This is a genomic window from Mesorhizobium sp. GW821-FHT04C10 (genome assembly GCF_059420305.1).
Map to the genome: position 1 here is coordinate 182,022 of NZ_JBWKTL010000002.1, position 22,557 is coordinate 204,578.

A 22,557-nucleotide genomic window follows, 5' to 3' on the forward strand; every position below is an offset into this window, starting at 1 on the left:
CGGCCAGGATACCGAGAAAATGCCCGTTGTCCCGCTCAGGCACTACGGGCGCTGGCTGGCCTCCGCGCTGTTGCTGGTGATTCTGGTAGGCCTGGTCGTCTCGATGGTCACCAATCCGCGGTTCAAATGGGATATCGTTTTCCAGTATCTGGTTGACGATGCCATCATCTCCGGACTGCTGATGACGATCTGGCTGACGATTGCCGCCATGGCAATCGGCATCGTATTGGGCACGGCAATCGCGCTGATGCGGATATCCGAGAACCGCGTGCTGGCCAGCGTGGCTTCCGGCTATCTCTGGATATTTCGTGGCACTCCGCTCCTGGTCCAGCTCATCTTCTGGTTCAATCTTTCCGCGCTCTATCCGCAGATCACCGTCGGCTTCCCCTTCGGGCCGAGCCTGGGCAGTTTCGACGCCAACCAATACATAACGGTCTATGTCGCGGCACTGCTGGGGCTGGGGTTGAACGAGGGCGCCTACATGTCCGAAATCGTCCGCTCCGGACTGAACTCCGTTCCCGTCGGCCAGAGGGAAGCGGCCGAGGCGCTGGGCATGTCGAGCTTCCGTGTCATGTGGCGCATCATCCTTCCGCAAGCGATGCGAGTGATTATTCCGCCGACCGGCAACCAGTTGATCGGCATGCTGAAAACCACCTCGTTGGTCTCCGTCATTGCGCTTCAGGAGTTGCTCTATTCGGCACAGCTTATCTATTCGGCGAACTTCCAGACCATTCCGCTGCTGATCGTGGCCTCCATCTGGTACCTCGTGCTGACCACCATTCTGTCTATCGGGCAATATTTCCTCGAGCGACATTTCGGCAGGAGCGACCGCAGGACCGCGATCGCGCCTGCCGACGACGTCATCGACGGTCCGGTCGAAATCGCGAGGGGTGCCTGAGATGACGTCGGCCAATACCCATTCCGGCAAAGCGCGGGATTTCGCGGTCGTCGCGCGCGGCGTCGAGAAGTCCTTCGGACATCTGCACGTGCTCAAGGGTGTCGATCTGACCGTGGAATACGGCAAGGTCGCCTGCATACTGGGGCCTTCGGGCTCCGGCAAGAGCACCTTCCTGCGCTGCATGAACCATCTCGAGCGGATCGACAAAGGCTTGCTGCAGGTTGGCGGCCAACTGGTCGGCTATCGCCAGCATGCCGGCAAGCTCTACGAGATGAAGCAGAGCGAAGTGGCGCGCCAGCGCGCCGACATCGGAATGGTGTTCCAGAGCTTCAATCTCTTTCCCCATATGACGGTGTTGCAGAACATCATCGAAGCGCCCGTTGGTGTGAAGGGGGTGGATAGGAAACAGGCGACCGACGAGGCCATGCAACTGCTCGCGAAGGTCGGCCTCACCGCCAAGGCGGCCTCATATCCAAGGACGCTGTCAGGCGGCCAGCAGCAGCGCGTCGCCATCGCGCGGGCGTTGGCGATGAAGCCGAAGCTGATGCTCTTCGACGAGCCGACGAGCGCGCTCGACCCGGAACTTGTCGGCGAGGTGCTGAACGTCATGCGTGAGCTCGCCGTCGAGGGAATGACCATGATCGTGGTCACTCATGAGATCGGCTTCGCCCGCGAAGTCGGCGACATGGTCGTCTTCATGGATGGCGGCGTGGTCGTCGAACAGGGCAGCCCCACTGAACTCTTCACCAACACCAAGAGCAGCCGCGCCAAGGCTTTCCTCAGCAAGGTCCTGTGACCTTCGAATCCGAAGTTGCCAATGGAACACAAAATGACAAGCCTCCCAGACAAAGTCCGAAACCAGGCCTTCATCGACGGCAAGTTCGTTGATGCCGAAGACGGTGCCGAGTTCGAAAATCTCAATCCGGCGACCGGGAAACTGCTGGTCAAGGTGGCAGCCTGCTCGGCACGCGATGTCGATGCGGCGGTGAAGGCAGCGCGCGGCGCCTTCGAGGCCGGTACGTGGAGCCGCATCGAACCTAAGGAACGCAAGCGGATTCTGCGGAAGTTCGCCGACCTCGTCGAAGCCAACGGCAAGGAGATCGCGCTTTTCGATTCCATCGATGCGGGAAAACCCATCGCCGATTGCGAGAACCTGGACGTTCCCGACGTCGTCAACAACATCCGCTGGTATGCCGAAGCCATCGACAAGCTGTTCGGCAAGATCTCGCCCACGGGGGAGGGCAATCTCGGCCTGATCGTTCGCGAACCGGTTGGCGTGGTCGGCATGGTGCTGCCCTGGAACTTCCCGGCGGGCACACTCTCCTGGAAGATCGCGCCGGCGCTGGCGGCGGGAAATTCGATCGTCGTCAAGCCTGCGGAACTTGCGCCATTGTCGACCTTACGCATTGCCGAACTGGCTTTGGAGGCGGGCATTCCCGCCGGCGTGTTCAACGTCGTGCCGGGGCTCGGCTACATCGCCGGCAAGGCGCTTGGCCTGCATCCCGACGTCGACGTCATCTCCTTCACCGGTTCGACGGAAATCGGCCGGCAGTTTTTGCGCTACTCGGCCGACAGCAATTTGAAGAAGGTGGTGCTGGAATGCGGCGGAAAAAGCCCGCAGATCGTCATGGCCGATGCCGCCGGAAATCTCGACCAAATCGCAGAGAACCTGGCCGCCGCGGCGTTCTGGAACATGGGCCAGAACTGTACATGCGGTTCGCGCATCCTCGTCCAGTCCAGTATCAAGCAGGATTTCGTCGACAGATTGGTCAAGGCTTCGAAAAGCTGGGTCGTGGGCCAGCCGACGGACCAGGCGACCAAGCTTGGACCGCTGATCGAAGCCTCCGCTTTGACGCGCGTTCTGGGCGCCATCGACCAGGCGAAGAAGGATGGTGCGACTGTGGTTTCAGGAGGGAACCAATTGTTCCAGGAAACCGGCGGCTGGTTCGTCGAGGCGACCGTCATCGACGACGTCCATCCGGACACCGCCCTGGCCAGGGACGAGATTTTCGGACCGGTGGTGGCCGTTCTGCCTTTCGAGACGGAGGAGGAGGCCATCCGCATCGCCAACGCGTCCGCCTATGGCCTCGCCGCCACCGTATTCTCGACCGATATCAACGTCGCGATCCGTGTTGCCCGACGTGTGCAGGCCGGAACCGTGGCGGTCAACGGCTATGGAGAGGGCGATATCACCACGCCTTTCGGCGGCTACAAGACCTCAGGCTTCGGCGGCTATGACAAGGGTGTCGAAGCCTTCGATCAGTACACGCAGCTTAAGACCATATGGGTTACGCTCAGCTAGTCGGTTGCATCGCACTGGGAATGAACACATGGCTGAAACCGTTACTCTTACACTCAGCGAAGCCAGCGATCTGTGCCTGCGCGTGCTTTCCGATGCCGGCCTGGACGGTAAGCACGCCGAGGCCGTGGCGGCGGTCATGGTTGCCGGGCAGCGCGACGAATGCCACTCGCACGGACTGTACCGGCTGATCGGCTGTGCCAATGCGCTGGCCACGGGTCGCATTAACGTGGCCGCCAAGCCGAAAGTGATCGACTGGGCGCCGTCGATCGTCAAGGTCGATGCCGATTTCGGCTTTTCACCATACGCCTACAATGAAGGGATCGGCCTTGCGTTGGACAAGGCGCGGTCCCAGGGTCTCGCTGCCCTGGTGATCAACAGATGCCACCACTTTTCCGCTCTGTGGCCCGAAATCGAGCCCTTGGCCGAACAGGGCTTCGCGGCGCTGGCGTTGACGCCGAGCCACAGCTGGGTGGCGCCGGCGGGCGGCACCAAGCCGGTGTTCGGAACCAACCCCATCGCCTTTGCATGGCCGAGAGCGGACAATCACCCGTTTGTCTTCGACTTTGCCACGAGCGCCACGGCGCGCGGCGAGATCGAGCTGCACCGACGGGCCGGCAAGACCATTGCGCCGGGGCTTGCCCTGGACCCCGACGGTCGGCCGACGGTAGATCCGACCGAGGCGCTGCGCGGCGCCATGTTGACCTTCGGCGGCCACAAGGGGTCGGCGCTGTCGGCCATGGTGGAGCTGTTGGCCGGCCCCTTGATCGACGACATGATCAGTCTGGAATCGAAGGCTTTCGACGGCGGGCTCGGCGCCACGCCATGCCATGGCGAACTGATCCTCATCTTCGATCCGGGCGTGTTCCTGGGCGAGGGGCTGGGAAAGAACCTCGCTCGCGCCGAATTGCTGTTCGACGCGATCATCGACCAGGATGCGCGGCTGCCGTCGCAACGCAGATACGAAGCGCGCCTTAGAAGCCTGCGCGCCGGCGTGACCATACCGAAGCCGCTTTACGATGAGCTTATCGCGTTGACGAAAGCGCCGTCCGGGACCGTTCGCGTATCTGAGAGACCTGTATAGGGACGGCGGGCCATGCGCGTGTTTCTGGACCGATTGCGCGATCTGATCCTGAGCTGCATGGACGATTTTTCGCAGGATCATACGTCCGTCTCCGTATCCTGCTGCGGCGTGGTTTGCTTCGATCCCAGAGAGGGCTTGCGAGGCACCTGCGGCAGGACCAATCCACGCGAATTGCCGAAGAACGATGTTCGGGTCGGTCTCCAATGGCTTTCGAAACATCAAGGCGCGGCCTGCGGACCCGCACGGAGCGGATCCGCGGCATTCGCAGCTCAGTGGCCGTAGTCGGGCAGCGTGTCACCGGGCTTGTAGATCGTCGGATTGTCGATCATGCCATAGTCGGTGCCCCACCGCTTGTGGATTTCGGCATATTTACCGGTCTTCATCAGATGGACATAGGCTGCCTGGATAGCCTTCAACATCTGGTCGCTATACTCGGTGCGCGTTACCGCGGTTGCGCAGGGCCCTCCGCCGACGCGGCCGGTTGCTTCAAACGGCTGGCCGGCCGCCATCAGGGACAGGCCTACTTCCCGGCCGGTCAAAACGGCTTCGACACGATTGCTGGAGAGAGCCAGCACCGCGTCCGACATTTGCGGGAATGCGCTGACCACCGGATCCGGTTTGCCTTGCTCTTTGCAGAGTTTCTTGCCGCCCTCCATCGCCGGCACGCCGGAAGAACCTGCGAGGATCGCTATCTTGTGCCCGCAAACGTCCGCCAAAGCTTTCGGTTGGTACGCGCTGCCCTTATTCACGACGAAGGCGTCGAAGTTGCTCCATTCCGTGACGAAGTCCGCGACCTCCAGGCGGTCTTTCCGGACGAAGAACTCACCCATACCGATGTCGTATTTCTTCGCCTGCAAACCGATGAGGATGGCAGGAAAGTCCATTGGAGCGATTTCCACCTTGAGGCCCATGGTCTGGGCAACGGCGGTGACCATTTCGGGAATCATGCCGACGATCTTGCCGTCGGCCACGAACGAGAACGGCTGGTACTTGGTCATGGTTGCGACGCGCAATGTGCCTTGAGCCTTGATCTGCTCGGGAACGAGCGCAACCACCTCGGGCACGGCGTCGACCGCGGCCACTTCACCCGCGGGGAGCGATTGAGCGCCGGCTGCGGCCGGAATCGCGGTTCCAAGCAGCAGCGCTCCCCACGCCGCCACGGTCCGCATGAAGGTCCGTCTAGAGATCGAAAACATTTGCTGTCCTTTTTGACTTCCCCATAGCATGTGATATGCTACCGGTAGACGGTAGCATGTGATCTATGTATGTCAACCAAGGTGTCGGCTGGTTCGATTACGGGCCGGCGGCCACGGTCAGCGGGGGAAAATGCGTTCGAAGGTTCAATACTCGGTGGTCGATGCCCACGCCGCGGGCGCTCAGGCGCGCGTGGTCTTGTCAGGCGTGCCGTTTGCTCCTGGCGCGACAATTGCCGAGAAGCGGGCCTACCTGGCACGGAACCACGACAAGGTCCGCAAGGTGCTCATGTACGAGCCGCGCGGTGGGGCGCAGATGAGCGGGAGCATCATTGTCCCGCCCTGCAATCCTCGTGCCGATGTCGGCATCATCTTCATCGAAAGCGGCGGCTGGCTCACAATGTGCGGTGCCGGCACGATCGGCGCTGCCACGGTTCTCGTCGAGACGGGAATGGTGGAGGTGATCGAACCCGTCACCACCATCGTGTTCGACACGCCGGCCGGACTGGTGACCGCGAAAGTGGATGTCCGGGACGGGGCCGCTCGCGGTGTAACCATCGAGAACGTCGCATCATATCTGGCGATCGCCGACCACCGGATCGAATTGGATGGACATGGCGAGATACAGGTCGATATCGCCTATGGCGGCAACTTCTACATCCTCGCTGCCGCCTCCCTGTTCGATCTCAGGATTGAGCCCGTGTTTGCGGATCGGCTTGTCGACATCGGTCGCAGGATTCGCGCGAGGGTCAATGAAACCATCAAAGTAAAGCATCCGCTTGCAACCGAGAGCTGGCCGATTCCCAACGTCGTCTTCACGCAGGAGGCGGATCGGCACGGCGCTTATCGCAATATGGTGCTTTTCGGCGAGGCCGGCGTCGATCGTTCGCCGGGTGGAACCGGCACCTCGGCCCGAATGGCGCAAAGATATCACAGGGGGCAGCAGGAACTGGGCGAGGCGTTCCTGCATGAGAGCATAATAGGCTCCAGTTTCGAAGGCGTTCTCATACGCTCCGAGACGGTGGGCGGTATCGAAGCCGTGGTGCCCAGCATCAAGGGCCGGGCTTTCATCACGGCGACGCGAATATTTGTCGTGGACCCTGAGGATCCTTTTACGGAAGGATTTGGTGTCGGATATGCGGCTGACGCCGCGCCGCCTCGTTACTGACATCTCGACAGGCGTCAAGGAGGTCCGACATGAAATCTCGCGCGCAGTTCTCCATCATCGATGCCCACAGCGCGGGCGCTCCGGCGCGCGTCGTTGTCGGCGGCGTGCCGCATGTGCCCGGTTCCACCATGGCCGAGAAGCGCTCTTTCCTCATGGAAAATCGCGACGATCTCAGAAAGCTTCTCATGTACGAGCCGCGCGGAAGCTCGGAGATGTGCGGAAGTATTTTGCACCCTCCATGCGATCCGTCGGCGGATATCGGCGTTGTCTTTCTCGAAAGTGGAGGGTGGCCGCAAATGTGCGGCGCCGGTACGATCGGGCTGGCGACCGTCCTGGTGGAAACCGGCCAGGTAAAGGTCAGCGAACCCGTCACCGCAATTCGATTTGATACGCCGGCGGGACTCGTCGTGGCGTCCGTAGATGTCGAAGGCGGGGTCGCCAAAGGCGTGACAATTGAAAATGTTCCTTCCTTTGTCGTCGCCACCGACCAAAAACTGGACCTCCCCGGCTTCGGCCAGGTCGCTGTCGACATCTCTTATGGCGGCAACCTTTACTTGATCGTGCCGGCCGATCGTTTTGGTCTGTCCGTCAGACCCGAAAAGGCAGAGGCGCTCGTGCAAGCGGGCAGGCTCGTCCGCGAAACCGCCAACGCGATGCTCAAACTGGAGCACCCGCTCGTGCCTCCGAAATGGTCCATTCCGATGGTGATCTTCACTGAGGAGGAGAATGCACAGGGTTCGTTCCGCAACCTCGTGTTCTTTGGTGGATCGGGTGTCGACAGATCTCCCGGTGGCACCGGAACCTCGGCAAGGATGGCGCTCCGCTATGCGAGAGGCGAGCAGAAGCTTGGTGAGACATTTCTGCACGACAGCATCATCGGGTCCCGCTTCGAGGGCAAACTCGTTCGAACCGTCTCGCTTGAAGGGGTCGAAGCTGTGATACCGCAGATACGCGGCCGCGCGCACATCATCGGATTCTCCACCTTTCTTGTCGATCCCGAAGATCCATTCCCTGAAGGCTTCGGTGTTGGTTACGGCGCAGATGCCATGCCCGCAAATGCCGGAAGCCGCCTGGAGCAGGGGCAATAATGTGCCGCGCGCCACGCCAATCTGATGATGTCTCGGCGCGCGAGGATTGCGCCGCCCCGGCCGCAGACCAATTCGCTGCCACGGCGCTCCTGTCGAGCCTTATCCCGGTGGCGCCTAGGGCGCGCCAGATCGTACCCAAACAGGACGGCCTGCTATAAATGAAAACGGATCTCGACGTAGCCATCATCGGTGCTGGACCCGCAGGTCTTCGCGTTGCCTATCAACTTCGCGATAGCCGGCTTCGCGTGAACGTGTTCGAGGCCCTGCCGCATGTCGGCGGACGCACCCGCACGGAGCATGTCGCGGGCGAAGAGGTGAATATGGGGGCCATGTTCGTTTACGTCGGCACGGAGAGCGAAGCGATCTGTCGCGAGCTCGGTATTCAAACCGTCCCGGTCAGCCCGGCTTCGTTCGGCGTGAGCGTGGGCGGAAAAACGGTGATAGCCCGCCACGATGAGGGACTCGTCACCGGTCTGATGCTTCAGGCGAAAGCCGAAGCGGACCTTCGCCGGGTTCTGGCGGAGGTGCGCAAGGAATATGAGACCTATGCCGGCAGTGGCGGCCTTTCGGTCAGCTCGAAGGCCCTGGCGCACGAGACGCTGACCGAACATCTGGGGCCTCTGGATCCGATCGTTGGAAGCATAGTCCGCAACGCGGTGAGGGGTGGCAGCACGGCGGATCCCGATGTCTTGTCCGCACAATACGCGCTTCGGTACTTTGCCAGCTATCTGGTCCGTGCGAAGGGGCACCGGCTGTACATACCGCTTGGCATGCAGCAGATTTCGAAAGCCCTGAGTGCAAGGTTGGACGGTGACGTGTTGAAGCTCAACTCGACCGTCAAGCGGGTCATTCGGTTGGACGGAAGCCGCTACGAACTCGAAGTCGCCATGCCTGCTGGGGGGACAATGGCGTTCGGCGCATCTCACGTTGTTTTTGCCCTGCCTGGGCCCGGCGTGGCCGAACTCGCCCCTTGGCTTCCGCCATGGAAGTTGAACGCTATGGAGAAAGTGCCGACAAGCCCCACTGTCACTCTTGCAATCGTGCTCGACAGCACAGGCAAAGCGAATTGGGACGACATATTCCTGATCACCGCGGCCGATGCGACGTTCAACACCGTACTTCAGCCGAGAGCCAGTGCCGACCACGTCCCCAGCGCGCGGGGCCGTACCCACTTCAACTGCTACTTGAGCGCCGACCCTGATGCGGCGGCGCCAGGCGATGATGCCGAGACTACCGCCATCTGGCTGGAGGATTTCTTCCGAATTCTTCCGGACGCGCGTGGGCGTGTCCTTGGCACCCGTCTCGCACGCTGGCCCCGCTGCTTCTCCTATCCCGCGCCGGGTAGGGAGGAGATCCTCGACAAGGTTCAGGCACCTGTCGATGGCATTCATTTCGCGGGAGACTTCACTTCCGCGACAGCCGGCTCGCACGGTGCGCTGCATGAGGGCGGACGTGCGGCCAAAGAGATCCTGCAGTCCCGCGCATCGCGGCCATAGCGCGCCGCAAGCGGAACGACGGCGTCCCTTCGCGGGCCTTTGCCGACCGCGCGATGTTTCAGGTCATCACTGCCTACAGCGGCGCGTTCAAGTCCGGTCGGGAGCGATCATATGAGTAAACGCTTATTGACAACTGGTAACCGGTGATATATCACAGATTGCAGCGCGGCATCGAATAGGTCAGGCGTAAATGAGTCTCCGTACTGAATTCGCGAAGATGATCCACTCCGGCGAGCTCGTGACCGGCACCTGGATGCAGATCCCGCACACAATCGTAGCCGAGCTGCTGGCGCAAACCGGGTTCGATTTCATCTTGCTCGACGGAGAGCATGCGCCCGTCCCGCCGGACCTGCTCTATACGCTGCTGCCCGCGACGGAGCGCTACAACAAGCCGGTGCTCTATCGCGTCCGTTCCAACAGCCCGGAACTGATCAAGGCTGCGTTGGACGCAGGCGCAACCGCCCTGATCGTACCGATGGTGAATTCGGCGCAAGAGGCTGCGCAGGCCGCTGCCGCTGCGAAGTATCCGCCTGTCGGCAGGCGGGGGATCGGCCCCTGGCGAGTGTCCAATTACTACCTCGATGAGGCGGCGTATGTTGCGACCGCGAACGAAACCGCGCTTGTCGTGCAAATTGAGAGCGCGGCAGCATTGGAGGCGGTCGAAGAGATCGCGGCCACGCCAGGCATCGACGCCATCTATGTCGGTCCCGCCGACCTTTGCATGTCGCTCGGTCTGCCGCTCGGCCAGCTCAGCGACGGGCTGAAGGCGGCCTGTCAAAAGGTCGGAGCCGCAGCTAGGCGCAATGGGATCGCCGCCGGCATTGATGTCGCGTCCCTGGACTACGTCCCGACCTATCGCGCGCTCGGCTTCAGCCTGCTGACGCATGGCCTCGACACCGGCTACCTCGTCGATGGCGGACGCCATTTGTCCGCGCGGCTTCGCGAGGCATCGCGCGCCTGAACTTGTCGGGCGATCCGATTTCGCCCGAGCTTCGACCCGACCACGGGTAACCCTGGACTGCAAATAAACAAAAAACTTGAGGAGAACTGGAATGAACGAGAAGTCTGTAAAGATCTCCCGCCGTGCAATTCTCGCCTACGCAGGAAAGGCTGCGATGGGGGCGGCTCTTCTGTCGGGCACGGGCCTGGGCGGCATCGCACGCGCGGCAACGCGCTCCCTGACCATTGCGACGTCCGGCGGCTCCTACGAACAGGCACTGAAGAACGCGATGTTCACGCCATACCAGCAGGCCAATCCCGATATCGCGATGCAGTTCGATACGCCCGACGACGCATCCCGTCTGAAGGCCATGGTCGAAGCCGGCAACGTGACGGTGGATCTGTCGACCACCGGCGACTTCTTCGGACTTGACGATGACGCGCAGTGGCTAGAGCCGATCGACTATTCGGTTGTCGACAAGAGTGCACTGCTGCCTGAATACGCCATGAAATATCGCGTCGGCAACGACATCGAGCAGACCATCATCACGTATAGGACGGACAAGGTTGCCGGCGGCACGCCGCAAGGGTTCAAAGATTTCTTCGACACCGCGAAATTCCCCGGCAAACGCGCCGTCTGGAAATATGTTGCGGGCGGCATCCTGGAGGCGGCCCTGATCGCCGATGGCGTCGCCGTGAAGGATCTCTATCCCATCGATGTCGAGCGCGCGCTCAAGAAGCTCGAGAGCATCAAGGGCGACCTGATCTGGTGGGACAGCGGCGCGCAGTCGCAGCAATTGCTGACCAGTGGCGAAGCGACCATGGGCATCCTGTGGGGTTCGCGCGCCTTCCCGGCGATGGACACCGCGCCGATCGGTGTCGTCTGGAACGAATGGCTGAGCGGCGGAGGCTGGTTCGTGGTGCCGAAGGGCGCTCCGAACAAGGACGAGGCCTTCAAGGCGCTGGCCTTCTTCCTGTCCGAGAAGCCGCAGGCCGCGATAACAAAATACCTGCCCTACGGACCGGTCAATGTCGCCGCTGCCAAGAGCGTCGACGCAAAGTACAAGGGCAACCTGCCCACCGATCACCTCGATACGCGTGTTTCGATCAATTACAATTGGTGGATCAAGAACCAGGCCACCGTCGATACCCGTTTCCAGGAATGGCTCCTGGGCTGAGTTGGTCTCAAGGCAATGCGCATCCCGTCGGCAACGGCGGGATGCGCGCCGAAACAGTGGCTTGGAATGACTGTACTCGTGTCCGATACCCCACTACGACATGCTTGGCGCGATCGTCTGCGGCCGGCGACACCCGACGGCTGGTTTCTTCTGCTGCTACCGACGCTGGCGTTCCTGCTCCTGCTTTTCATCTACCCGCTCCTCTACATTGTGGGCCGGAGCTTTCCCGACTATTCACTTGCCAATTACGAGCGGATATTCGCGACCACCCTTTACGCGCGCGTCATCGTCTCGACCTTCAAGACGGCGTTGATCGTGACGGCAGCGTGCCTTGTGATGGGCTATGCCTATGCCTATGCGCTGGTGCGCAGCAGAGGCGCCATCCTCGCCCTTCTTTCCATCTCGCTGTTGCTGCCGTTCTGGGTGAGCGTGCTGCTGCGTACTTTCGCCTGGCTGGTGCTGCTGCAGGATACAGGTCTCGTCAACCAGATGCTGCTGGCACTGGGGCTGACCGATGCTCCGGTCTCGCTCATTCGAAACCAGTTTGGCGTGGTCGTCGGCATGTCCAACATCCTGCTGCCCTACATGGTGCTGCCGCTGGTTGCCGTCATGCGCGGCATCGACCCCAACCTGATGCGGGCCGCCACGATTTCCGGCGCATCGCCATTGCGCAGCTTCTTCAGGGTCTATCTGCCGCTCACCATGCCGGGCATCTTGTCGGGCATCGTCCTGACCATGACGCTTTCGCTTGGCTTCTACATCACGCCTGCGGTGCTGGGCGGCTCGAGCAATGTGATGATCGCGCAGCTTATCGCCGACCAGATCAACCAGCAGGTCAACTTTGCCTTCAGCAGCGCGCTGGCGGTCGCCTTGATCGTCTTCTCCTCGATCGCGTTTGGCGCCTTTGGTTTGCTCCTTGCTCTCTCGAAGAAGAAAGTCGCGGGAGCCTGATATGCTGCAGACGATTGCCCGAAGGCTGCCGAAAGCGCTCTTTGTCCTCTTCATCGGAGCGATCGTCGCCTTCCTTCTGTTTCCCGTCTTCGTCGTCATCCCGATCTCGTTCAACGACATCAACGATCTGCGTTTCCCGCCGGTTGGCTTCTCGCTTCGCTGGTATGAAGCCTTCATGGCGGATTCGGGCTGGAAGGCGGCCTTCGTCACCAGTCTGCAGGTTGCCCTCCTGACTGTCGTTGTATCGGTCAGCCTCGGGACCACCGCCGCTTTGGCGCTCTTCACGAGTGATTTCCGCTTCAAGCCGGCGCTTCGCCTGTTCCTGTTCAGCCCTCTGGTGACGCCGGTGATCGTCCTGGCGATCGGCATCTTCATGGTGTTCTCGCGCTGGAAACTTGCAGGCACGCTGACGGGGCTTGTCATCGCGCATAGCGTGCTTGCGATTCCGCTGGTGATCGTGACCGTCACGGCCGCGCTGCATACGATCCCGCCCAATCTGGCGATGGCGAGCGCGGGTCTTGGAGCAGGACCTGTGCGAACCTTTTTCCGCGTCACGCTTCCCTTGCTGAAATCGGGCGTCGCCGCGGGTGCTGTCTTCGCCTTCATCACCTCGTGGGATGAGGCCGTCATTTCAAGCTTCCTGTCGTCCCCCACTCACCGCACATTGCCGGTCCTGATCTGGTCTGGCGTGCGCACGGGCCTCAGCCCGGTGATTGCCGCGGTCGGCAGCATCCTGATCGTCATCACGGCTGTCGGCCTGGCGCTCGTCTATACCCTGCGTCCTGCCGGAGCCGACGCCCGGCAACCGCTGTAGAGGTAGACCATGACTTCAGCTTTGCAACTCGAAGGGTTGGGCAAGTCGTTCGGACAGTTCCGGGCCTTGCAGGATATTTCGCTGGACCTGCAGCAAGGCGAGTTCCTGACGATGCTCGGGCCGTCCGGTTCGGGCAAGACGACCACCCTGCAGCTCATTGCGGGCTTTCTGCAGCCCGATCGCGGGCGTCTTCTGATGAAGGGGCGCGACATTGCCGGCATCCCCGCACACAAGCGCAACATCGGTATGGTCTTCCAGGACTACGCGTTGTTTCCGCACATGACGGCCCTCGACAATGTCGGCTTCCCGCTGGAATCCAGAGGCACTGGCAAGGCGCAGAGACGCCGGCGTGCCGAGGAAATGCTCAATGTCGTGAACCTTGGTCATCTGCTCGACCGGTATCCGCGACAGCTGTCAGGCGGCCAGAAGCAGCGCGTCGCCTTGGCGCGCGCCCTGGTCTACGACCCGGAAGTGGTTCTGCTGGATGAGCCGCTCGGCGCGCTCGACAAGAAGCTTCGCACGTCGATGCAGCTCGAGATTCTGCGTGTCACGCGCCGGTTCGGCGCCACTGTCATTTCGGTCACGCACGACCAGGAAGAGGCCCTGGTGATGAGCGACCGGATCGCACTCTTCTCGCAAGGGGCGCTCGCGCAGGTGGGGACGCCGAAGGAGCTGTATGCAAATCCGGCCAGTGCCTTCGTGGCGGATTTCGTGGGTGAGTCCAATTTGCTGGCGGCAGATCTGGTCAGGACTGGCGCGGATGCCTTTGTCAAAGGCGAGGGGTGGCTGGCGCTGCTGCCCGCGGACCGCATTCCGGCGAGCGTCGCGGATGGCAAGGTGACGCTGATGGTCAGGCCTGAGGCTTTGCGTCTGGCCGCCGGCGACGGCATCCAGGCTGAGCGGCCCAACAGCATGGAGGCAACCGTCAAGCAGGTCGTCTATCTCGGCTCCGCGCTGCGCGTGCATGCCCAGCTGTCGAATGGCGCGGTCATTCAGATTGCCGTCCCCGACGTCCGGTCCTCAAGCTTCTGGCCAGATGCACGCGTTCGAGCAAGCTGGAACGCGGACGACGTCGTCATTCTGCAAAACTAGCCCTGCCTCGCGGGTATCGAAAACCCCGCCATTACGCATGAACATAGTGGAGATATCAAATGGATGAGCGCAGCAACGCGACAGCGATGCGGCGGATGAGCCATCACATCGATGGCGCATCCGTTGAATCGACCGGCGGCAAATGGATCGAGCGCCACGCGCCGAGCGATGGCGCTCTGCTGGCGACCTGGCCGGAAGGCACGGCGCAGGATGTGGACCGCGCCGTTGCGGCCGCCAAGGCCGCCTTCAAGGACAAACGATGGTCAGGCTTCACCGGGGCTCAGCGCAGCGACGTGCTTCGAGCTGTCTCGGTGCACCTGAAGACCCTGTTCGAGGAACTCGCGCTGATCGAGGCGCTGGAATCGGGCAAGATCCTCACCCAGGCCCGCGAAGAGATTCAATGGGCGGGCGACATCTGGGACTTCGCGGCCGGACAGGCGCGTTCGCTGCATGGCGACAGCCACACCAATCTTGGCAGCGACAAGATGGCGCTCGTTCTGCGTGAGCCGGCGGGCGTGGTCGGGATGATCACGCCATGGAACTATCCACTGGTCGTCCTCAGTCAGAAATTGCCATTCGCTCTCGCCGCCGGTTGCAGCGTCGTGGCGAAGCCGAGCGAACTGACGTCGGGAACGACGCTTCGGCTGGCGAAAATACTCGAGGATGCCGGTCTGCCCAAGGGTGTGTTCAATGTGGTCACCGGCCATGGCGATCCGGTGGGCAAGCGTATTGCGGAACATCCTGATGTGGATGTGGTCTCGTTCACCGGCTCGACCGCGACGGGAAGCGCCATCATCGCCGCCTCCTCCGGAACCCTCAAGAGGACGATTGTGGAGCTCGGCGGCAAGAACCCCAACATTGTCTTCGCTGATGCCAATCTGGATGCCGCGGTCGACGGCGCCGTTAAGGGCATTATCCACAATGCCGGGGCCGAGTGCTGCAGCGGTAGCCGGCTGCTTGTGCAGTCTTCGATCGCCGATACGTTCGTCGCCATGCTGAAGGAGAAGATGGCCCAAGTGAAGGTGGGCGATCCGTTGGAGGCTGGCAACGCATTTGGAGCGATCGTCAGCAAGCCGCAATATGACAAGATCCTGCGCTACATCGAGGAAGGAAAGCGTTCGGCCAAGCTTGTCCTGGGCGGCTCGGCGATCGAGACCCTGCCGGGCTATTACATCGAACCGACGATCTTTACCGGCGTCACTCCCGACCTCGCCATTGCGCGCGAGGAGATATTCGGGCCTGTCCTTTCGGTGCTCACCTTCGAGACGGCCGAGGATGCGGCGGAATTGGCCAACGACACGCTCTACGGGCTCTCTTCCGGAATCTGGACAGGCAGTATCGACACGGCGCTGTTCATGGCGCGCGAAATCCGTTCCGGCATCGTCTGGGTGAACACATTCCTGGACGTTCCGTCCGAAGTGCCCATCGGCGGCATGCGCCAGAGTGGGTTCGGTCGCGAGAACGGGCGCTATGCGGCCGAGGAGTTTTGTGTTCTCAAAACGGTCGTGATCCAGGACTCACGCAGCTATCCGCGCTATTTGCCAAGCAAATAGTCTTGGTCGACAGGGAGCAACAATGCACACCAAAGCCTCTATTCGTGTCGTCGGCTGCCATGCCGAAGGGGAGGTCGGCGACGTCATCGTCGGCGGCGTGCTGCCGCCGGCGGGCCGTACGATGATGGACAAGATGATCACGATGGAACGGGATCATGACCATGTCAGGCGGATGCTGATCTGCGAGCCGCGCGGCAGCGTCGCGCGCCACGTCAATCTCCTGGTTCCATCGACGCGCGAGGATTGCGCCGCCGGTGCCATCATCATGGAGCCGACGGAATATCCGCCGATGTCCGGCTCCAACACCATATGCATCGCCACGGTGCTGCTCGAGACTGGCATGGTGCCGATGCAGGAGCCCGAGACCCGCTTCAAGCTCGACATGCCGGGCGGCGTCATCGAGGTGCGCGCCGAATGCCGCGACGGCAAATGCGTCTCGATCACTTTCCGCAACGCGCCCGCCTTCGCCGAACGTCTCGACGCTGCCATCGAGGTTGAAGGGCTGGGTACGCTCACGGTCGACATCGCCTATGGCGGCATGTTCTACGCCATCGTCGATGCCAAGGCGCTGGGCTTCTCGGTCGTTCCCGACGAGGCGCGCGAGCTCGCGGTGGCCGGCGAGAAGGTCCGGCGCGCCGCGCGCGAACAGCTCGATGTCGTCCATCCGGAATTCGACCATGTGCGCGGCGTGTCGATCGTGCAGTTCGCCATGCCGTTCCAGGGACCCGGCAACGTCACCCGCAACACCTGCATCGTCTCGCCCGGACGCTCCGATCGCAGCCCGACGGGAACCGGCACGTCGGCCCGCATGGCGGTGCTGCAGGCCCGTGGCTTGATGGAAGTGGGCGACGTATTGATCCATGAATCAATCATCGGCTCACGCTTCACAGGCAGGATCGTCGAGCTGACGGAAATCGGCGGACGCAAGGCGATCGTTCCAGAGATCACCGGCAGGGCGTGGATCACGGGCGAGCATAATTACTATCTCGATCCGACGGACCCGTATCCGCAAGGCTACGTGCTGTCAGACACCTGGGGCACCTCCACTTCGGTGATGCAGTAGACCGCCGACAGGGTCGCGCCTCACGCACACAGCGCCAATCGAAGGAAAGATGCCCATGCCCCTTGTAAAGATCGATCTCTATCCCGGCCGTTCACCGGGACAGAAGCACGAAGTGGCGGACGCGATAACGCGGGTCTTCGTGGAAAAGCTGGGTTCCAACCCCAGGGACGTGATGGTGATTTTCAACGACACGCCGGCTCAAGACTGGTTTGTCGCGGGCGAACCTTTGCCCCCGCCAACGAAATCGTAAGACGGACCACCGCTAAGCAGCAATCTTCCTCGTGACGCCAGTTGGTTGTTGCAGAGTCGTGATGTTGCAACCAAGTTCGGATGGCGCGAGGTCAGCAAAGTAGAAATGTCGCGTAGCGGTGGTGCCGATCGCGACGGGAGCGGATGATCGGGCGTCAGCTGGTTGGGGTTGCGCAGTCCGATCGGGCGCGTTCCAGTGAAGGTCCTCCGGCTTTAGCTTTGGGTGCCTGTTCGGCGAAGCCTCCTACAAGCCGGCTTCCGTTGTGGTTTGAGGTTTCCGATTGATTGGAAACTCATCCAGCATGGCCAGGATGTCCGCGATGCGATGCTTGTCGCTCTCGGGGAGCGTCAAATCGACGTTGACGACCTGGCTCTCGCCCTGGACGACCATCTGGATAGTCGCATACGACCACCTTCTTGCCGGCAAGCCGCTTTGCGATATCACTCGGATCGAGAATGAACAGCACCTTGTCGTACCGCGGCGTCAGAGCCTGCGACAGCGTGCGGACCTCCTTCCGGCACATGGCGCCATCCAGGTTCTCATGCTCGGCGAGGGGGCGGTGCATGTCCTTCGGATTGCGGGGCTCCTTGCCGAAGCGTGCGTTGAAGTCCGCCGTGAACTCCGGCGCAAAGGCATTGGCCGCCTCGATCGTGCTGACACCGCGCAGGCGCAGTTCCTTCACGAGCCGGTCCTGTAGCGTTCTGATTGGCGCGCTCGACGCGATCCTTGGCCTGCGGGGTGTTGGCGCAGATGATGTCGATGTTGAACTCATAAAGCGCGCGGCCAAACTGCGTCAGGCCACTGGTGCGATCCTTCTCCGAGCCATGTGTAGTGCGGAAAATGCCATGCTTGTCGCTATAGAAAGCCAACCGCTGCCCCATTCCCGCAGATACGCCTTGGCCGCGTGAAAGTAGTCGAATGTGTTCTCGGAGCCGGCAAAGCGCAGATGAAGCAGCATGCCGGCCGCATCGTCGATGAAGACGAGCAGGGCGCATTTGGGGCCACGGTTCTCGAACCACCAATGGTACGAGCCGTCGATCTGCACCATCTCACCCAAGCAGTCGCGCCGCCCGCGCGGCTGATGCCCCCGCCGCTTCCGCTCACGGCGTGACGTCCAGATTCCAGCTCCCGTCGTCCACTTGCGGAGCGTCTCCTTACTGACCGCGAGCTGATGCCGTTCGATTGGCTTCTCACAGGCAGCGTGGGTCCGAAGTCGACGTAGCGTTCGCGGATTAGCTCCAGCACGAAGTCGCGAACGCCGTCGACGATGCGATTGTTGGGATGTCGGCCGCGCGCCTTGTGCCGTGGAGCCGCAGCGCCATCTGTCTGGAACGTCTTCAACAGCCGCTGGACCTGACTAACTGAAACGTTGAGCAGGCTTGCCGCCGCAACGTTTGTCATTCAACAATCTTCAACAAAACCTCGATACCTCGCAGCTCGCGTTCGCTCATTAAAACCAGTCCCAATCTGCAATCTGCCCGCGCTCTCGAACGCGGGCAGATTGGCAAGACAGGAGCGACATTCCCACTTTGCCAGATCCGGACATTTTAACTTAGTCGCTACACCGGAAAGTCGCATAATTGGCAGTAGGGAACAGCTAATAATTAATCAATATTTCGGTTTGGAAGTCGCGAGACGAAAAGCTGCGAGTTTTGGCAAACGAGGGACGGCGGTCGCCGCCCCTCGTTTGATCAGGCTTTGATACGGTCCGCGATAAGCGCGACCATCTCATGCATCACGGCCGCGGCGACCATGGCCGTGATCTGATTTGGAAGATCACGTGTCGGCATAAGGCAGACCACATCTCCGCCGATAACATTGCAACCGCGAACAGCCCTCAAAACCTCGATCACCTGATCGACATTGAAACCGCAGACACCCGCTTCGGGATTGGAGACGCCGGGAGCGACGCTCGCATCAAGGCAGTCCAAGTCGAACGTGATGTACAGCGGTGCTTCACCGACACGCTCTTTGATGATCTTGATGGTTTCAGCCGCTCCGATCTCCCGATAGCGCTGCATCGTGATGACATCATAACCAAGCTCGAACGAGCGCTGCAGCCAATTTGGCCCACGGGGGTTTCCGCGCATGCCGAACTGAACGCTCTTGGTGGCATCCACATTCCCTTGCTTCACGAGGTAGGCTGCCCAGTTTGCTGCGCTCTTCTTCGAGCCGAGCCAGTGATCCAGCCCATCATACGCGTCAGTGTGGGCATCGAAGTGAAGGAGCGCTGCCTTCTTGCCGCTGGTGAGTGGAGAGCCTTCGCCTGCAATCGCTTGGACGATGGCGCCTGTGATGCCATGGTCACCGCCGATCGAGACCGGACGCGCACCGGCTGCGGCGATCTTTCGATAGTACTCGCTGATGCGCTCTACGCTTCTTTCGTTGTCGGAGGCTTCCGGCAGCGGCACATCGCCTAGATCACGTACCCGGACGGCATCCCAGGCCATGAATCCGAAAGCTTCATGGTAGCGACGTGCATTGGCCGAAATGTTACGCACAGCTCGGGGACCAAGATGCTGGTCACGCCAAGTCGAGTTGTTACCCGACGAGTGCGGGACACCGACGAGCGCGATATCCGCGTCGGCTGGATTCTTCGTGTGCTCCGCGCGGAAGAGCGTAGGAACGCCCCACCATTCAAGCATTTCGACTTGGGTTTGATCGGTCTCGTCGGTGTGGGCCATAAGCCCCTCCTTTTTTAAGTTTCAGATCGGTCGCTGGTCGCCTTTGTGGGAACCGGCTCAAAGGTTTTGTCAGTCGGTGTCATCGCCGCCGACCCCCGACCCCATCAACGAACTCACGCACAGGATGATCACAACGAGCGCGATCAGCATTGTCGAGATGGCGGCGATCGTCGGATCCACTTGATCCCGCATGGAGGCGAACATCCGACGGGGCAGGGTCGAATTGGGTCCGGAACTGATAAAGAGTGCAATCACGACCTCGTCGAGCGAGGTCAAAAAAGCGAGCACTCCGGCCGTGACCAAAGACCGACGGATATTCGGAAGCGTCACGCGGAAAAACGTACCCACAGGGCTTGCCCCCAAGCTTCTTGCGGCTTTCTCCAACGTGAAATCGAAGTCTTTCAGCCCAGCTGACATCGTGATGAGCACGAAAGGGATAGCCAGGACGCAGTGCGCAAGTACCAAGCCCGCCATCGTGTTGTTAAGGCCGATGGTCGCGAGAAGGAAATAGATTCCCACGGCAACGATAATCACGGGCACAACGCTGGGCGATACGAGATAGGCGTTGAGATAGCTCGCGAAGCGCAAGTTGGACTTGTGGAGACCGTAGGCGGCAGCAGTCCCCAGAGGAAGCGAGACGACAGTTGTCAGGATTGCTGCTGTCAGCGAGATGTATGTAGCAGATCGCCATTCCCTAGAGGCGAAGAAGGCCTTGTACCAGCGTAGACTCCAGCTCTGCGGCGGAAACTCCAAGAAGCTGGAGTTAGAGAATGACAACGGAACAATCACCAGAACCGGGAGGTTCAGGAATATTAGTCCGATGACTCCCAAGGCGTAGAGCCAAGACCGCCTGAAATGAAGATTGGTGCGAGCGCTCATTGTCCGGCCACCTTGACCTTTCCCCGCAAAAGCATAGCCGCGAGACCGATGAACGCCCCCGTGAAGGCTAGGAGCAGGAGGCCTAGCGAAGAAGACGCTCCCCATTCGCTGTACATTGTCGTGTTCTCGGCAACCTTCATCGACACGGTGACGACGCGGCCTCCGCCAAGCACCTGAGGAGTGATGTAGAAACCGAGCGCATAAATGAAGACCAGCAAGGAGCCAGCGATTATTCCCGGGACTGTCAGGGGAACGAAGACCTTCCAGAAGGTATAGGTGCGGCTTGCGCCCAAGCTCGCGGATGCCATGATCAGGTTGCGATCGAGCTTGGCCATTGAGGAATAGACCGGGAGAATGAACAGCGGCAGGACTATGTGGAACATGCCAATCATCGCTCCGGTGAGGTTGAAAACCAGCGAAAGCGGCTGATCGATGATCCCGGCTTTTGTAAGCAGCGAGTTCACCAGGCCTTTCCTCTGAAGCAGGATCAGCCAAGCGTATGTGCGCACTAGGATCGACGTCCAAAGGGGCAAGGTTACAAGCACGATCGCAATACCGCGGTAGCGCTTGGGCAGACAGTAGATAAAGTAGCAGAGTGGATATCCGAAAATCACAGCCAGTGCGGTCACGCCGAGGCTCAAGCCGACGGTCGCCCCGAAAATTGACAGATAAACGGGGCTCTCGAAGATGCGGGCGTAGTGCGCGAGAGTGAGTTGCCCGCCCTCCGAGAAGGAAAGTAGGAAAAGGATCATGATCGGCACCATACAGATCACTGTCGTTAGCACGACAGCGGGTGCGGCCAGTCCAAGGTTCGGCAATTCGCTTTGTTTAGGAGGAGGCAACCTTGCTAACATGGTTCATGCCTCAGGTACTATTATGAGCCGATCAGGATCGATGTTGATCCAAGCGTCAGCGCCGGGATTGAGGCCCTCGCTACGCTTTATTTTTTGCCGAACGAAGGTGTGGCGGTCGGTATCAAGCGAGACGGAAAAGAGCCGCTCTGACCCTTGATAGGCTGACGATGTAATCGTCCCTTTGAGCGCGACACTGCCGTCGACCCGCTCCGGCGAAAGCGTTGTCTCGTCGGCTCGCACCACAAGATGCACTTTAGATGAAGTAGGGAGACGCGCTTCCTCACAAAGGCGCTGGCTTCCCACCCATCCGAAGCCGTCTCGTCGATCAATTGGAAACAGAGTCGCATCGCCGATGAACGAAGCGACAAAAGAATTGACTGGACGCTCGAAGACCTCTTCTGCCCGATCGTATTGTTCGATGCGGCCGGCTCGCATCACTGCTACGCGATCCGCCATCGTGAGCGCCTCGCGTTGATCATGGGTGACCGAGATGGTCGTGATCCCGAGTCGTTGCTGGATCGTACGGATCTCAAACTGCATTTCTTCGCGGAGAGATTTATCCAGAGCGGACAGTGGCTCGTCCATGAGCAACAGTGTCGGCTCGAACACCAATGCCCGGGCGAGCGCTACGCGTTGCCGTTGTCCACCGGACAATTGGGTCGGCGATCTGTCAGCAAGTTGAGAAAGCTGAACCCTCGCAAGGGCTTCCTTGACCCGCGCATCACGGTCGGCTTTCGGGACGTTTCTCACACGCAGTGGAAAGGCGACGTTCTCACCGATCGAAAGATGAGGGAATAAGGCGTATGACTGAAACACCATCCCGATGTTTCGCTTTTCGGCGGCGGCCCGGGTCACATCCTTGCCATCGAAGAGTATAGCCCCGCCATCCACTTCTACGAAGCCCGCGATGCTCATGAGAAGCGTCGTCTTGCCAGAACCAGACGGTCCCAGAAGGGTAACAAATTCACCCGGCTCAACGCTTAGGTCGACATCCGCCAAAACGCGAAGGCTGCCGTAATTCTTTTGGAGGCCTTGAACAGTCACACGGGTTTTGTTGCGGCTCAATTTTCCAAC

General features: G+C 60.7%; 20 protein-coding genes and 1 pseudogene. 15 read left to right on the forward strand and 6 right to left on the reverse strand.

Translation table 11 applies throughout. The annotated features are described in order from the left end of the window. The first annotated feature begins 19 nt into the window (after positions 1–19). From AC07UC_RS34385 to AC07UC_RS34400, 4 genes are read left to right on the forward strand one after another with little or no spacing between them, the layout of a single operon-like run. Positions 20–898, forward strand: a complete 879-nt coding sequence (locus AC07UC_RS34385; RefSeq protein WP_494909482.1) for an amino acid ABC transporter permease — start codon at positions 20–22, stop codon at positions 896–898. Position 899: 1 nt separating this feature from the next. Then, positions 900–1,694 (forward strand): amino acid ABC transporter ATP-binding protein, encoded by a 795-nt coding sequence (locus AC07UC_RS34390; RefSeq protein ID WP_494909188.1) that lies wholly within the window; start codon positions 900–902, stop codon positions 1,692–1,694. A gap of 33 nt (positions 1,695–1,727) precedes the next feature. After that, positions 1,728–3,200 (forward strand): aldehyde dehydrogenase, encoded by a 1,473-nt coding sequence (locus AC07UC_RS34395; RefSeq protein ID WP_494909190.1) that lies wholly within the window; start codon positions 1,728–1,730, stop codon positions 3,198–3,200. Between the two features lie 28 nt (positions 3,201–3,228). After that, positions 3,229–4,281, forward strand: a complete 1,053-nt coding sequence (locus AC07UC_RS34400; RefSeq protein ID WP_494909191.1) for an Ldh family oxidoreductase — start codon at positions 3,229–3,231, stop codon at positions 4,279–4,281. Positions 4,282–4,550: 269 nt separating this feature from the next. Here the strand turns inward: AC07UC_RS34400 and AC07UC_RS34405 are convergent, their stop codons facing one another. Beyond that, positions 4,551–5,477 (reverse strand): transporter substrate-binding domain-containing protein, encoded by a 927-nt coding sequence (locus tag AC07UC_RS34405; RefSeq protein WP_494909192.1) that lies wholly within the window; start codon positions 5,475–5,477, stop codon positions 4,551–4,553. A gap of 130 nt (positions 5,478–5,607) precedes the next feature. Here AC07UC_RS34405 and AC07UC_RS34410 point away from each other — a divergent pair, with 130 nt between their 5' ends. From AC07UC_RS34410 to AC07UC_RS34460, 11 genes are all read left to right on the forward strand, one after another. Continuing rightward, on the forward strand, positions 5,608–6,642 hold the full coding sequence (locus AC07UC_RS34410) for a proline racemase family protein (RefSeq protein WP_494909193.1): 1,035 nt from the start codon (positions 5,608–5,610) through the stop codon (positions 6,640–6,642). Positions 6,643–6,671: 29 nt separating this feature from the next. After that, positions 6,672–7,730, forward strand: coding sequence for a proline racemase family protein (locus AC07UC_RS34415; protein ID WP_494909194.1), 1,059 nt, complete (start codon positions 6,672–6,674; stop codon positions 7,728–7,730). Between the two features lie 158 nt (positions 7,731–7,888). After that, positions 7,889–9,226, forward strand: coding sequence for a flavin monoamine oxidase family protein (locus tag AC07UC_RS34420; RefSeq protein ID WP_494909195.1), 1,338 nt, complete (start codon positions 7,889–7,891; stop codon positions 9,224–9,226). Positions 9,227–9,443: 217 nt separating this feature from the next. After that, positions 9,444–10,187: an HpcH/HpaI aldolase family protein gene (locus tag AC07UC_RS34425; RefSeq protein ID WP_494909196.1), complete on the forward strand. Its 744-nt coding sequence runs from the start codon at positions 9,444–9,446 to the stop codon at positions 10,185–10,187. Between the two features lie 91 nt (positions 10,188–10,278). Further along, positions 10,279–11,343, forward strand: coding sequence for an ABC transporter substrate-binding protein (locus AC07UC_RS34430; protein WP_494909197.1), 1,065 nt, complete (start codon positions 10,279–10,281; stop codon positions 11,341–11,343). A 66-nt stretch (positions 11,344–11,409) separates the two neighbouring features. Next, entirely contained in the window at positions 11,410–12,294 is an 885-nt protein-coding gene (locus AC07UC_RS34435) for an ABC transporter permease (protein ID WP_494909198.1), read from the forward strand. Position 12,295: 1 nt separating this feature from the next. Continuing rightward, complete coding sequence (locus tag AC07UC_RS34440) at positions 12,296–13,108, forward strand: ABC transporter permease (protein WP_494909199.1); 813 nt, start codon at positions 12,296–12,298, stop codon at positions 13,106–13,108. A 21-nt stretch (positions 13,109–13,129) separates the two neighbouring features. Then, positions 13,130–14,200 (forward strand): ABC transporter ATP-binding protein, encoded by a 1,071-nt coding sequence (locus AC07UC_RS34445; protein ID WP_494909200.1) that lies wholly within the window; start codon positions 13,130–13,132, stop codon positions 14,198–14,200. A 59-nt stretch (positions 14,201–14,259) separates the two neighbouring features. After that, positions 14,260–15,753, forward strand: coding sequence for an aldehyde dehydrogenase family protein (locus AC07UC_RS34450; RefSeq protein ID WP_494909201.1), 1,494 nt, complete (start codon positions 14,260–14,262; stop codon positions 15,751–15,753). 22 nt (positions 15,754–15,775) lie between these two features. Next, entirely contained in the window at positions 15,776–16,816 is a 1,041-nt protein-coding gene (locus AC07UC_RS34455; RefSeq protein WP_494909202.1) for a proline racemase family protein, read from the forward strand. A 55-nt stretch (positions 16,817–16,871) separates the two neighbouring features. Then, a complete protein-coding gene (locus AC07UC_RS34460; RefSeq protein WP_494909203.1) occupies positions 16,872–17,066 on the forward strand; it encodes a tautomerase family protein in 195 nt (64 codons plus the stop codon). Positions 17,067–17,448: 382 nt separating this feature from the next. On the opposite strand, the pseudogene AC07UC_RS34465 reads toward AC07UC_RS34460, so the two are convergent. From AC07UC_RS34465 to AC07UC_RS34485, 5 genes and pseudogenes are all read right to left on the reverse strand, one after another. Continuing rightward, positions 17,449–18,517, reverse strand: a pseudogene (locus tag AC07UC_RS34465) (ISNCY family transposase); the annotation flags it as partial. A gap of 240 nt (positions 18,518–18,757) precedes the next feature. After that, entirely contained in the window at positions 18,758–19,750 is a 993-nt protein-coding gene (locus AC07UC_RS34470; protein ID WP_494909204.1) for an arginase family protein, read from the reverse strand. A gap of 69 nt (positions 19,751–19,819) precedes the next feature. Next, on the reverse strand, positions 19,820–20,629 hold the full coding sequence (locus AC07UC_RS34475) for an ABC transporter permease (protein WP_494909205.1): 810 nt from the start codon (positions 20,627–20,629) through the stop codon (positions 19,820–19,822). Beyond that, positions 20,626–21,483 carry an ABC transporter permease gene (locus AC07UC_RS34480; protein ID WP_494909207.1) on the reverse strand — a complete coding sequence of 286 codons (858 nt, stop codon included), beginning with the start codon at positions 21,481–21,483 and terminating at the stop codon, positions 20,626–20,628. The genes AC07UC_RS34475 and AC07UC_RS34480 overlap by 4 nt, the downstream gene beginning before the upstream one ends. Positions 21,484–21,486: 3 nt before the next feature. Then, positions 21,487–22,548 carry an ABC transporter ATP-binding protein gene (locus tag AC07UC_RS34485; RefSeq protein ID WP_494909208.1) on the reverse strand — a complete coding sequence of 354 codons (1,062 nt, stop codon included), beginning with the start codon at positions 22,546–22,548 and terminating at the stop codon, positions 21,487–21,489. Between the last annotated feature and the right edge of the window lie 9 nt (positions 22,549–22,557).

What these genes read in the sequence shown, in the direction of transcription:
- AC07UC_RS34385 (WP_494909482.1), top strand. Translation starts at nt 20, where the DNA reads ATGCCCGTTGTCCCGCTCAGGCACTACGGGCGCTGGCTGGCCTCCGCG.
- AC07UC_RS34390 (WP_494909188.1), top strand. Translation starts at nt 900, where the DNA reads ATGACGTCGGCCAATACCCATTCCGGCAAAGCGCGGGATTTCGCGGTC.
- AC07UC_RS34395 (WP_494909190.1), top strand. Translation starts at nt 1,728, where the DNA reads ATGACAAGCCTCCCAGACAAAGTCCGAAACCAGGCCTTCATCGACGGC.
- AC07UC_RS34400 (WP_494909191.1), top strand. Translation starts at nt 3,229, where the DNA reads ATGGCTGAAACCGTTACTCTTACACTCAGCGAAGCCAGCGATCTGTGC.
- AC07UC_RS34405 (WP_494909192.1), bottom strand. Translation starts at nt 5,477, where the DNA reads ATGTTTTCGATCTCTAGACGGACCTTCATGCGGACCGTGGCGGCGTGG.
- AC07UC_RS34410 (WP_494909193.1), top strand. Translation starts at nt 5,608, where the DNA reads ATGCGTTCGAAGGTTCAATACTCGGTGGTCGATGCCCACGCCGCGGGC.
- AC07UC_RS34415 (WP_494909194.1), top strand. Translation starts at nt 6,672, where the DNA reads ATGAAATCTCGCGCGCAGTTCTCCATCATCGATGCCCACAGCGCGGGC.
- AC07UC_RS34420 (WP_494909195.1), top strand. Translation starts at nt 7,889, where the DNA reads ATGAAAACGGATCTCGACGTAGCCATCATCGGTGCTGGACCCGCAGGT.
- AC07UC_RS34425 (WP_494909196.1), top strand. Translation starts at nt 9,444, where the DNA reads ATGATCCACTCCGGCGAGCTCGTGACCGGCACCTGGATGCAGATCCCG.
- AC07UC_RS34430 (WP_494909197.1), top strand. Translation starts at nt 10,279, where the DNA reads ATGAACGAGAAGTCTGTAAAGATCTCCCGCCGTGCAATTCTCGCCTAC.
- AC07UC_RS34435 (WP_494909198.1), top strand. Translation starts at nt 11,410, where the DNA reads ATGACTGTACTCGTGTCCGATACCCCACTACGACATGCTTGGCGCGAT.
- AC07UC_RS34440 (WP_494909199.1), top strand. Translation starts at nt 12,296, where the DNA reads ATGCTGCAGACGATTGCCCGAAGGCTGCCGAAAGCGCTCTTTGTCCTC.
- AC07UC_RS34450 (WP_494909201.1), top strand. Translation starts at nt 14,260, where the DNA reads ATGGATGAGCGCAGCAACGCGACAGCGATGCGGCGGATGAGCCATCAC.
- AC07UC_RS34455 (WP_494909202.1), top strand. Translation starts at nt 15,776, where the DNA reads ATGCACACCAAAGCCTCTATTCGTGTCGTCGGCTGCCATGCCGAAGGG.
- AC07UC_RS34460 (WP_494909203.1), top strand. Translation starts at nt 16,872, where the DNA reads ATGCCCCTTGTAAAGATCGATCTCTATCCCGGCCGTTCACCGGGACAG.
- AC07UC_RS34470 (WP_494909204.1), bottom strand. Translation starts at nt 19,750, where the DNA reads ATGGCCCACACCGACGAGACCGATCAAACCCAAGTCGAAATGCTTGAA.
- AC07UC_RS34475 (WP_494909205.1), bottom strand. Translation starts at nt 20,629, where the DNA reads ATGAGCGCTCGCACCAATCTTCATTTCAGGCGGTCTTGGCTCTACGCC.
- AC07UC_RS34480 (WP_494909207.1), bottom strand. Translation starts at nt 21,483, where the DNA reads ATGTTAGCAAGGTTGCCTCCTCCTAAACAAAGCGAATTGCCGAACCTT.